Consider the following 11,296-nt stretch of genomic DNA (forward strand, 5'->3'; position numbering starts at 1 on the left):
CGATCGGACGCCAGAACCACTTGCTTTCCGGCTTCGTGCAGCGCGTTGAAGGTGTGGAAAAACTCTTCCTGCGTGTATTCTTTGCCCTCAATAAACTGAATATCGTCTACCAGCAGCACGTCAACGGCGCGATAGCGCTCCCGGAAGCTCTGCCGACTGTCGTGGCGAATGGCGTTAATCAAATCGTTGGTAAATTTTTCTGTGGAGACGTACACCACCTTGGAGGAGGCACAAATGTCTAGACGGTAGTGCCCGATCGCCTGCATCAAATGCGTTTTTCCCAGTCCAACGCCGCCGCAGAGAAACAGGGGATTGAACTCTCGTCCAGGAGATTCCGCCACGGCGAGGGAGGCAGCATGCGCCATGCGATTGTTGGAGCCGACGACTAGACGCGAAAACACATACTTGGCATTGAGGTCGCTGTGCCGGACGCGATCGCCCTTTGACACCTCTGTCACTGGGTTAATCGACGGTAGCCAAACAGAATCCGACTCGTCTGATGACATGCCGTCGCTTTGCGCAGCGGTGATATGAATCTCGATCGGGCGACCAAGGACGTCGGAAACGACGTCGTTAATCGTCCCCATGTAGTATTTTTGCAGCCAGCTACGAGCAAACGGGTTCGGAGAGCGAATGACCAGCCGCTGTTCACTGAGTTCTTCGACGGTGGCGCTTTTGATCCAAGTTTCAAACGTTGGACCATTCAGTTGGGTCTGTAACCGGTCCAGCACTTGCATCCAAAAGTTGTCGATCGTCATCTCCACCACAGGACCTCTACTCCCAACCAGGACAGTTACTCAGTATTGGAATCAGACCGAACCAGGCGATGCACTCCGTTGTTGCCCAGATGCACTGCCGTAGGACCTCTAGTAAACCAGACCCCAGAGAAATTAGCTAGACGCTTTATGCAGAGTCCAGGTTCATCTCTTACTCTACAGGTAGCGTAGCAGGTTCTACGGCGATCGCAAGTGCTCTGGTGAGTAGAGTCATCAATCCACTACACCCGCTAGATGCACACAAACGTGCCAGCAGTCTACCTGATTTCTTACAAGGCGAGGCTCAAGTTTCGTTCATCTTCAAGATTGCGTTGAGCCGTCCGGCTCGGGGAGGCTAGTTTCCAGCTTCAGGCAGTTCTGTCCATCAATCTGTAGCTGGTACTCGACCCGATCCATGAGGCGATTCAAGATTAACCAGCCGTATCCCCCTTCCTGCTGCGCCTCGGGGTTGGGTTCCAAATAGTTGGACAAGTCAAAGCCGCTGCCCTGGTCCCAAATTTCCAGAGCGAGATCGCCGTCTCGAAGCTCTAACCGAATCAGAACTGGAAGATTCGGCTGATCCCGGTGCGCGTGGCGCACAACATTCGAGTACGCCTCTACCAAGACTAAGCGGAGGCGAGTAGACTGGCGCTGCCAATCAACCCGATCGCCCATAACTGCCTGCAAACTGCCCAACATCCAGTTCTCGACGATCGTGAGAAACCGTAGATCGCTAGGAACCTGAAGCTCCGTTTTCATCAGCTACAGAACCTCCAGTGAGAGAATTGTTTGGTCGTCTTCTTGAACCGTGTTGTGCGATCGAATTTGGGACAGCAAGTGGTTCAAATCCAGAGGGATGTGTTCCTGAAGCAGCTTCCAGAGTCCAGTCTGTTGTAGCATCGATCGCCGCGTAGATTGCTGCTCCTGGGCAACTGTTGCCTCGGTGATGCCGTCGCTAGTCAGCAGCAGCACCTCACCGGAGTGCAGTTCCAGATTGCCTGAACTGCCTTTCCAGTGCGGCAAAATGCCCAGCGGAATGCCGCGCGTCGTCAGGTAATTCGGCTCCGCGGCGGCTGATGTGGGAGTTTCCGGCGATCGATGCAACCACACGAGCGGGTAGATATGCCCTGCATTGGCATAGACGATCGTCTGGTTCAGAGGACTGTAGCGGACCAAAATCATGGTGATGAAGCAGTTAGCGCTGACCAGGTCGTCCAGTAAACTGCGATTCAAGTTTTGCATAACAATGTGCGGCTCTGGAGCTTCTTGCGCCAGTTCTCGCCGTAGCACAGAAATGGCACTCGCCATAAACAAAGCCGCTGGAACTCCTTTGCCCGAAACGTCACCGACTGCCAGCCACACGTCGCCCTGCGGATGAACATACACCTCAAAGAAATCGCCCCCCACTTCTCGCGCGGGGCAGCAGCAGGCTTGAACCCGCATCCCATCCAACTCGGGCAACTGCTGCCGCAGCAGGTTGCTCTGAATCTGCCGCGCCACTGCCAGTTCTGCCCGCATTTGCTCGGCTTGCTCTTGAGTGCGACGATACAGCGTTGCTTGGGAAATCGCGAGAGCGGCTTGCTCAGCAACGCCCTGAAGCAAATCCATGTCCTCGAAGGACCACGGTTTGTGGCTGGTGACTCGATCGAGCACGAGAACTGCCAAAAATTCCTGCTGGTAAGTCAACGGAACGACGATTCGAGCGCTGGATAAGAACTGAGCACGCTGTAGTTGACGAGTAGACAGCGCCGCCTGAATCAGCGGGTCATCTGCGTCGGGCAGATCGCTCTCTAGGGATGAATCTGAGTAGCAAAAGAGCGTGGGAACGATGCAATCGCCACTCACAGGGTACAAAACGCAGCGGCTTGCCTCGAAGGTTTGCCCCAGCGTTGCCGCGATCGTCTGGAGCATGCTGTGGTAGTCGAGGGATTCGCGGATCGCCGTGGTCACCGCGTTAAACAGAGACTCGCGTCGCAACGCTCGACGGAGATCGTTGGTGCGCTGTTTTAGCACCTGATAGGTTTCGGCAGCTTGCTGAACGACCAACTGAAGCTGCTCATGGCTCCAGGGCTTAGTGATGTACTTAAAGACTTTGCCGGAGTTAATGGCTTCTACCAAATCTTGGACGTCTGTGTGTCCAGTCAGCACGATCCGAATCGTGTCGGGAAAGCGATCGACCGTTTTGCTCAGAAACTCCGTGCCGAGCATTTCCGGCATCCGCTGATCGGAGATGATGATTGCCATCTCGCCGCGCTCGCCAAGGATTTGCAGGGCGTCGATCGCGCTATTTGCCTTGATTACTTCAAAGTTTCGTCGAAATGTGCGGTACAACAAGTCAAGATTGTCTGGCTCGTCGTCCACGACCATCAACTTTAGCTTGCTCCCAGTTTCCTGAGCCATGCAGTACTCCAGATGCAACAGGGTAAGTTTTCGCCGCCGATAACAGGTTCTCAGTACGCTCTAAACTTGCTGAACGATCGCAAACAACTAATCGCTATTGGCGCTTAGCTACTAGCGATAGAGTATTCAGTTTAGTTACGTCTGTCTACTGATCACTCGGATCTCTATACAGAAGGTACCCGAAGTTCTATCCCTCTAACAGTCGGCAGAAAATCGGCTAGGGCGTCTGTTGGGGTCGCTGCGTGACTTGCTGAATTTGGCTGGTGAAGTAGTCCTCCCGATACTTTAACTGCCTCGCCAGCACGAGTCCCTGCTGAAAGGCGACTAGCGCTTGCGGATAGGCGTTACGGGCGATTTGGATTTGACCGATTTGATCGTAGGCGTTCATCATGCCGTAGAGGTTGTACGCCTGCTGCTCGACAACGACGAGGAAATCGTACACGCGCAAGGCAGCATCAAGGCGATCGTTGGTGCGGTAGAGGGTACCCAGTTTTTGCAGCGCATCGCTGGCATAGCCAAACTGGGAGAGCGGTTGAGCAAGCTGGTAGGCGCTTTGGTAATTTTCCTCGGCTTGAGCAGACTGCGATAGGCGCGTGTAGTTATCGGCGATTTTGATTTTGAGGGCAGGAATGGGGGCTGGGGTGTTTAGCTGCTGATACAGGTCTACGAGCTGCTGCTGGTAATTGAGCGCGGGTTGGGGCTGCTTTGCCTGCTCGTGGAGAAATGCCAGTTGATTCAGAAACAGGGCTTGATTTGTGCGATCGCCTCGCGCTTTTGCTCCACTCAGGAGTTCTTCATACGTAGCGGCAGCGTTGGGGTAGTCGAACCAGTCGAGGTAGAGCTGTCCCAGTGTTGTTAGGGTTGCTTCGGTCTTCTGAGCATCCTTGCGCTGGCGAGCGTCGGTTAGTACTTGCTGGTAAACGCGCGACGCAGCGGCAGGCAATCGTACCCGTTGATAAGCGAAAGCGAGCGCATCAAGCACGTCAATTTGATTCGTCGCATTGGTGCTGCCTGTGGGCGTCTGCATCTGTGCCTGAATTGCATCGAGCCGCTTCGTAATCCAGCGCACCTGCGGCGTGTCGTTCTCGTTCCACGCGGTTTCGCCGACTCGTCCAAGTGCCTGAACTTCTGGCAGCAGTCCCAGAGATCGCCGCAGCCGCAGTTCGCGATTCCACGTCTCGAAGGCTTTGACGCGATCGCCCGATTGCAACTGCTGAGCGGCTTGCGCGTTCAACGCATCCAATGCTCCGCTCAACTGCTTGCGCTCTGTCTCGCTGAGGGGGCGATTGGTTCCCGTGTTGGGCAGCAGCGGATCTGGCGTTTTTAGCTCCAGCGGATTTGGCGGAAATTCGTCAACTTCGGGAGCTTTGGCAAATCCTGGCTGCACCGAACTCATCCCCAGCAGCAGCACTACTACCCAATGCAGACGGCGCGATCGCGACATCACTCTCTCCTCTCAGATACATTGACTGTTCCACTGTATCCTGTGAGCCAATTGAGTTCATCGTTGTTTGCAATTCCGATCGCTCAGAGTGTTACAGACCGAAAATTTGGTGGAGCTGTGACAAATATCTTGTTTAATCTTCGAGCTTCTGCATAACGGCATCAAAAAGCTGCTCGAATTCGGATTGGAGGTGCATTTCGGGGGTGAGGGTGTTCATGTCTTGCAGAATGTCTACAAGTCCGTCGATCGTGCCTCTGATTTGCTCGTACAAATTGCGATCGCGTTGCAGTCTCGGCAGATTCGCAGAGGATGTGATCTGTTTGAGTTTTGCTTCTAGTTTACGGCATTCTTCTTCCCAATGCAGAATGTAATCTGCACAATCAACTGGATCGTAGATCTTAGAATCAGGTAGGACGATCGGAAAGATACGATCGTTGAATTCTCCGTGTTCAGCAATTTGCACGAGTTCAAACATGCAGTTGCGTGATTTGAGGTATTTGTCGCTAATGATGCAAATAACGCAGTAGCCGTGACCGATCTGCTGCATAAAATCGCGAATGCTTTCTTTGAATTTCAGCGTTTCTTTATCGCGGACAATTTTGATGCCGCGCTGCTCGAACGATCGACACAATTGATTGACAATTTCTTCGCGCTCTTCGCCGTCTTTTCCCCAAGCGTATGAGATAAAGACGGCTTTTTCTGACGCGATTTTTGCAGACGTTGAGTAGCGATCGTCTCTCGGTCGGAGCCATTTCGCGCGATCACTCGTCACATCTTCAATTAAGCTGACAACGTTGACCATTTCATAGCTGCGTTGACATTGAATATGCGGCTGGCGATCATCAATGAAGCGACGTAGAACCTCGAAGTCGTAGAAGTGAGGGTTTTGCTGAGGCTTGCAGGTGGAGCAGTTGCAGGGAATTAATTTTTGGTATTTAAGGCGTTTGTAGCTGGCATGAATTTTGTCGAGTTCGTGGGTGACAATATCAAGCCAGCGCTTTTTATCTCTGCCTGCGACACGGACGCGAATTTCGCGTCTGTTGTAGGTTTCGATCACTTCCGCCTTTGTCTCGCCGTCTACGAGAATGACACCGCTGCGCCAAACAGCCGTTTGATCCAGGATCGATCGGTGCATGGCGACGATCAGTTGCGTGAGGATGCCTTTAGGCATGAACTCGTAGGTAAATCGCAGAAGCAAATTCTGGCGATCGTCCCACTCGTAAGCGGGCGGACTGACGCTGAGCAGTTGCGGAGCAATGTAGTCGTCGGTGTGGGGGATCTGGTAGCAGAGGCGGAACTTGACCATGATTTGCAGCAGCTCGTCTTGCATCTGGAGGTAGGAAGGGTGTTTCCAGATGGCAACCAGGTCGCGGCGGTTGAATCTACCGAAGTTGCGCTCGACGGTTTTGTTATCGAGAACTTTGTAAACAGCGTCGGTGCCCCACTGAGGTTTGAGAACGACGGAGCGTTTGAGTAGGGGATCGTCCTGGAAATGCAGGCAAACGCCGAGGTCATGCAGGTAGCCGCTGAGTTGCAGGGCGTCTTGGCGAGTTTTGAAGCCGTTGGCTTTGCAGATTTCTAGGTATTCTTCCAGGCTGATGTGTTCACGAGTTTCGGTTTCGAGGGCGGTGCGGACTCTCACCCAGGTTTTCGGGAGCGCGGTGCCGATGTGGGGCAGATGGACGATTTGGTGCTGGATTTCCTTGAGCAGTTCGGGTAAGCCGCGACCTGTGGCAAGGTTGGTGGCAAGGGTCCTTTGTAGGTTAGTGAACTGGCCGCGCAGGGCGGCCTCGTCGAGTTCGCGGTGTCGATCGTGTTTTTCGTTCTTGACAATGAGGAGGGGGCTGTTGTCGCTGAGAAGTTCGACGATGTTAAGCCAGTAGTGGAAGTCGGTGTCTTCTTTACGGGTGTCGGCGACGAGGGCGTAGAGGGAGCGTTTGGTGAGAAAAAATTGATGGGTGGAGTGATAGATTTCTTGTCCGCCAAAGTCCCAAAGGTTGATGCGGAAAGTGTGATTATTGTAGGGAAAGTAATACTGAATTACGTCGATGCCTTGCGTAGAATCTTCGTCTTGCAATTGATAATTAGAGTCTTGAATTTTTTTAGCAAGAGTCGTCTTTCCGGCTCCCGGTTCACCTAGAATCAGAAGTTTAGCTTCGTAAAGATGATCAACTCCTTCGGTTTCCTCCTGAGAGAAATAGCTCCGAATTGCCTTAATCCCTCGTTCAGCAATTTCTAAAGGTAAGTCTTCAAGTGGGTTAAAGGATAAATCCAGCTTCGATAGGTTTTTTAATTGCTCAACAGTGACACGCACCTTGGTGATTTGATTACGGGATAAATTTAGTTCTGATACTTTTTTTAATTGTTCAAGCTCGGTCGGTATTTCTGTAATTTGATTGTAGGATAAATTAAGTTCTAATAAACTTCGCAACTGCCCAATACTGACAGGTATTTTACTAATTAAGTTGTTGGATAAATTAAGTTTTAACAAGTTTTGCAGTTGCCCAATGACGGCAGGTATCTCAGTGATTTGATTGTTGGATAAATTAAGTTTTAACAAGTTTTGCAGTTGCCCAATGACGGCAGGTATCTCAGTGATTTGATTACCAGATAGATTCAGCCTTGACAAGCTTTGCAATTGCCCGATGACAGCAGGTATCTCGGTGATTTGATTGTAAGCAAGATGTAATCCTATTAAGCTTTGCAACTGCCCAATAGCAACAGATATCTCAGAAATTTGATTGCCAAACAGATTCAGTATTGATAAGTTCTGTAGTTGCTTGATATCGGCAGATATCTCAGCAATTTGATTATTGGATAAATCCAGGACCTCTAGCTGCTTTAACTCGAAAAGCTCAACTGGAATTTGAGACAATTTTTGACCAGTAGTATTCACATGATAGTTCAAATCTAACTTCCTAAGGTTCTGTTCCTTTGCTGCTCGAATTCTCTCTAAAGCCCATTCAGGGGTGTTTTCGCTAGAGTTCTGGAGGCTCATCGATCGACAAAATCCTTACGCGAGGGACAGCGATTCTCTTCTGTTCTACAACAGGGAAGGCACGATCGCTGAAATGTTAATAGTCACTACTTTGCTGTACTGTACTGCTTGGTTGGATAGAGCGGATTACTAGTTGAGTCCACTATATTGGCAACTGAAATGATTACTTGATAAAGTAGTACACAAGTACTTAACTCAGGTGCGTGATGAGTCTTTACTTGATTCAGCTCTTCTACATATAGCGACAAATAATAGTTCTATTTTGTAAAGACGCTAGATCTAGTTGAGTAATGAATCGGGCAACGGTATAGTGTGGGGGCGCGATCGCTGCTTGCCAGCCGATTGCCCTCTAGAATGTAGTTCAACTCCTAGCTGCCGATCATGGTCCAGGAACTTAGCTTTCAACCGCACAACGATCGCCTACCGCCGCAGAACCTCGACGCCGAGGAATCAATTCTGGGTGGAATTCTGCTGGACCCGGAAGCGCTGAGCCGCGTGGCAGATATTCTCCGACCAGAGGCGTTCTACCTCAGCGCCCATCGAGAAATTTACCGCACCATGCTGGCGCTACAGAGTCAGGGCAGCGCCACGGATCTAATGAGCGTGACTTCCTGGCTGCGCGATCGCGACTTGCTAGATAAAGTGGGCGGGCAAACCAAGCTCGTTCAGTTGGTCGATCGCACCGTCAGCGCTGTCAACATCGACCAGTACGCCCTGCTCGTAACTGAAAAGTACATGCGGCGCAAGCTGATTCAGGCGGGCAATGAAATCTCGCAGTTGGGGCACGACACGTCTGCCGAGCTAGAAACGGTTCTGGACCAGTCCGAGCAAAAGATTTTCAGCGTGACGCAAACACTGCCGCAGCAGGGACTCACCGCTGCGTCAGATATTTTGACTCACACGTTTTCGGACATCGAACAGCGATCGTTAGGCATGGTGCTGCCGGGTCTGTCCTGCGGCTTCTACGATTTAGACGCCATGACGCAGGGATTCCAGAAATCGGACCTGATTATCGTGGCGGGCAGACCGTCGATGGGAAAAACTAGCTTCACGATGAATATTGCCCGCAATGTCGCGGCGTATCACAAGCTGCCCGTGGCAATCTTTAGTTTGGAAATGTCGAAAGAACAACTGATTCAGCGACTGCTTGCCAGTGAAGTTCGCATCGAGAGTGGTCGGCTGCGATCGGGGCGCGTCAGTCAGCAAGAGTGGGAGCCGCTGGGGCACGCCATTAGCACGCTGTCGCAGCTACCGCTATTTATTGACGACACGCCGAGTATTGGCATTACGGAAATGCGTTCCAAAGCGCGGCGGCTTCAGGCAGAGCAAGGCGGCACCTTAGGCTTGGTGCTGCTGGACTACCTTCAGCTAATGGATGGCGGTGGCGATAACCGCGTGCAAGAATTGTCTAAAATTACGCGTAGCTTAAAGGGACTGGCACGGGAGTTGAATGTGCCAGTGGTGGCGCTGTCGCAGCTAAGCCGCGGTGTTGAGTCGCGTACAAACAAGCGCCCGATGATGTCGGATTTGAGAGAAAGTGGTTCGATCGAGCAGGACGCCGACCTCGTGATGATGTTATATCGTGACGAGTACTATAATCCTGACACGCCCGATCGTGGCATCGCAGAACTGATTATTTCAAAGCACCGGAATGGTCCAACGGGAATGGTCAAGCTCCTGTTTGAGTCTCAATTTACCCAATTTAGAAACATGGCTTCTCCAAACCGTTCTTAAATTACATAGAGATAAATAATCCCAGAAATCGTAGAGTGGCATCCATGAACGTTTTAAAGGTTGATGGGCAGTGCTCTGAAAATTTCTGTCAGTGAATCCAGGCAGGTGTGCTGAAATAATTTTCTAGCCAGGAGTTATGTGCCCATATTGAGCAGACTCAGTAAATACATGCTTCGACTCCGCTCAATTCGCAAATTAATTGAGTGCTGAGCGGAGCCGAAGCTTACACCAGAATGCAATCAGGTCTCTTATTGCCAGGTTAATAGGTAACTTCGGTTAAACGAATCTCGATTAGCTAATCCGCAGCAGTTCGACATCAAACACCAGCGTTGCATTGGGAGGAATAACGCCGCCTGCGCCGCGTGCTCCGTAGCCCAAATCCGGCGGAATAATTAGCTGCCGCCGTCCGCCGACCTTCATGCTAGCAACGCCCTCATCCCAGCCTTTGATTACCTGACCAACACCGATTTTGAAGTCAAAAGGACGGTTACGATCGCGGGAGCTATCAAACTTGGTGCCGTCTTCTAGGGTTCCCGTATAATGCACAACAACCTTTTGCCCAGGTTGAGGGCTGGCTCCAGTGCCTTCAACCAGTTCGACATACTTTAGACCTGACGGGGTTGTAATCACTTTCTTGTCTCCACTAGGGGGTTTAGGGGTCTCCGCAATTAATGTGGGCGTGGTTTCAGAAGCGTCCGCAACCGATTCAACGGCGGCGACAGGCTGAGACAATTCTCCCGCGATCGCGCTACGGTGATTGCCGCTAATTTGCGCTACGACTAGCAGCAGCACGCAGGTCACCATAACACCCAGACTGATCAAAATTTCCTTCACAACGCTCTCCAGTTGCTTAGCAGTGATTAAGCCGTTTGGCTTTTGATGCAAGCTTATTGTACCAACGGACTTTGCAGCAGATGTAATACCAATTCAGAATTCGGAATTCGCAATTCGGAATTGCAACAGCTTAATTTCGTCCACGTTTCGGTCGTTTGCTCCATCGCTGGAATTTAGAGAAGTGGTGTGGTAGAAGACGGGACGCGATCGCCTTCGTGACACTTTTGGCGGTGAGCAATCTTGCTCAGCCGTATCATCGGTTACTCTATAAATTTGACGACCCGTACTTTTGGCTGAACGAGCTGTCTGTGTTGGGCAGACTTTGTTTCAATCTCGTGCAGTTGCCCCAGCGCTAAGCCGCAAGGGCTGCCATACTTCGCCTGAACTCGATCGCTAGCAATGGTCAACGCGGTTCGCGATCGCTGAACAAAGTCATCTAGGTCATAGTCATGGTTCAGCGTGAAATAGTCTTTGATGACTAGAGAAGGCGAATAGCAAAGCTCTTGGGAGCCATCGGGCCATTGAACTTGAAAGCGGATTTCAGGCATAGACGTCACGAGTAGGGGTTCATTTGAAATTGGGGTGACAAAGCGGTTGAATGCCTAAGCGCTGTTGATAGTGTTGCACATGCAGTTTGGCGGAGGCGTCCCAGGTGTACTGAGGCAAAATCGATTGACTGTGCTGAATCAGAGCGTTTGATCGATCGGGCTGAAGAACAGCACACATTGCCGCGGCGATCGCCGTGGGAGAGTCGGGATCAACCAGCAGGGCTTGGTGGCTTGAGAGGAATTCAGTCAGAGGAGGTTGGTTGGCGGTAATCACTGGAAGACCACAGGCGATCGCTTCCAGCACGACTAAGCCCCAGCCTTCTTTAACCGATGGAAATACAAACGCATCCGCAAGCCGATACAGCGCTGCAAGCTCTGAATCCACGACAACACCAGGCAAGATGAGGGAGCGCCCAATCTCAATTTTTAATTCTTCAGCCAGCGCCAAAAATTTATCTCGATAGTCCTGGTAGTCAAACAGCGTTGCGCCACCTGCCATCACTAACTGGGCGGTCGGATAGCGCGATCGCACTTCTGCAAACGCTTGCAGTAGCCGAATCGAGTTTTTGCGCGGCTCGATTCC

9 protein-coding genes are annotated in these 11,296 nt (G+C 51.4%); 1 reads left to right on the forward strand and 8 read right to left on the reverse strand.

Going from position 1 to position 11,296, the window contains the following annotated elements:
- The 5 genes from H6F43_RS11440 to H6F43_RS11460 form a co-directional block, all read right to left on the reverse strand.
- A partial coding sequence (locus H6F43_RS11440) for a DnaA/Hda family protein (protein WP_190342892.1) occupies positions 1 to 764 on the reverse strand: 764 nt, incomplete at its 3' end.
- A gap of 312 nt (positions 765 to 1,076) precedes the next feature.
- Positions 1,077 to 1,514: an anti-sigma regulatory factor gene (locus H6F43_RS11445; RefSeq protein ID WP_190342893.1), complete on the reverse strand. Its 438-nt coding sequence runs from the start codon at positions 1,512 to 1,514 to the stop codon at positions 1,077 to 1,079.
- 3 nt (positions 1,515 to 1,517) lie between these two features.
- Positions 1,518 to 3,155: a SpoIIE family protein phosphatase gene (locus H6F43_RS11450; RefSeq protein ID WP_190342894.1), complete on the reverse strand. Its 1,638-nt coding sequence runs from the start codon at positions 3,153 to 3,155 to the stop codon at positions 1,518 to 1,520.
- 217 nt (positions 3,156 to 3,372) lie between these two features.
- Positions 3,373 to 4,599, reverse strand: coding sequence for a hypothetical protein (locus H6F43_RS11455; RefSeq protein ID WP_190342895.1), 1,227 nt, complete (start codon positions 4,597 to 4,599; stop codon positions 3,373 to 3,375).
- Between the two features lie 133 nt (positions 4,600 to 4,732).
- The gene (locus H6F43_RS11460) at positions 4,733 to 7,597 is read right to left on the reverse strand and encodes a COR domain-containing protein (protein ID WP_190342896.1); all 2,865 of its coding nucleotides are present in this window, start codon (positions 7,595 to 7,597) and stop codon (positions 4,733 to 4,735) included.
- Positions 7,598 to 7,978: 381 nt separating this feature from the next.
- Here H6F43_RS11460 and dnaB point away from each other — a divergent pair, with 381 nt between their 5' ends.
- Positions 7,979 to 9,331: a replicative DNA helicase gene (gene dnaB / locus H6F43_RS11465; protein WP_190342897.1), complete on the forward strand. Its 1,353-nt coding sequence runs from the start codon at positions 7,979 to 7,981 to the stop codon at positions 9,329 to 9,331.
- Between the two features lie 291 nt (positions 9,332 to 9,622).
- Here the strand turns inward: dnaB and H6F43_RS11470 are convergent, their stop codons facing one another.
- From H6F43_RS11470 to H6F43_RS11480, 3 genes are all read right to left on the reverse strand, one after another.
- Positions 9,623 to 10,165 carry an FKBP-type peptidyl-prolyl cis-trans isomerase gene (locus H6F43_RS11470; RefSeq protein ID WP_190342898.1) on the reverse strand — a complete coding sequence of 181 codons (543 nt, stop codon included), beginning with the start codon at positions 10,163 to 10,165 and terminating at the stop codon, positions 9,623 to 9,625.
- A 260-nt stretch (positions 10,166 to 10,425) separates the two neighbouring features.
- Complete coding sequence (locus H6F43_RS11475) at positions 10,426 to 10,713, reverse strand: MSMEG_0570 family nitrogen starvation response protein (protein ID WP_190342899.1); 288 nt, start codon at positions 10,711 to 10,713, stop codon at positions 10,426 to 10,428.
- Between the two features lie 19 nt (positions 10,714 to 10,732).
- Positions 10,733 to 11,296: glycosyltransferase (locus tag H6F43_RS11480; RefSeq protein ID WP_190342900.1), on the reverse strand; the 564-nt coding region annotated here is incomplete at its 5' end.

Origin of the sequence: Leptolyngbya sp. FACHB-36 (assembly GCF_014695955.1) — a bacterium.
In the GTDB taxonomy this organism is placed as follows: domain Bacteria; phylum Cyanobacteriota; class Cyanobacteriia; order Leptolyngbyales; family Leptolyngbyaceae; genus FACHB-36.

What these genes read in the sequence shown, in the direction of transcription:
- H6F43_RS11450 (WP_190342894.1), bottom strand. Translation starts at nt 3,155, where the DNA reads ATGGCTCAGGAAACTGGGAGCAAGCTAAAGTTGATGGTCGTGGACGAC.
- H6F43_RS11455 (WP_190342895.1), bottom strand. Translation starts at nt 4,599, where the DNA reads ATGTCGCGATCGCGCCGTCTGCATTGGGTAGTAGTGCTGCTGCTGGGG.
- dnaB (WP_190342897.1), top strand. Translation starts at nt 7,979, where the DNA reads ATGGTCCAGGAACTTAGCTTTCAACCGCACAACGATCGCCTACCGCCG.
- H6F43_RS11460 (WP_190342896.1), bottom strand. Translation starts at nt 7,597, where the DNA reads ATGAGCCTCCAGAACTCTAGCGAAAACACCCCTGAATGGGCTTTAGAG.
- H6F43_RS11445 (WP_190342893.1), bottom strand. Translation starts at nt 1,514, where the DNA reads ATGAAAACGGAGCTTCAGGTTCCTAGCGATCTACGGTTTCTCACGATC.
- H6F43_RS11475 (WP_190342899.1), bottom strand. Translation starts at nt 10,713, where the DNA reads ATGCCTGAAATCCGCTTTCAAGTTCAATGGCCCGATGGCTCCCAAGAG.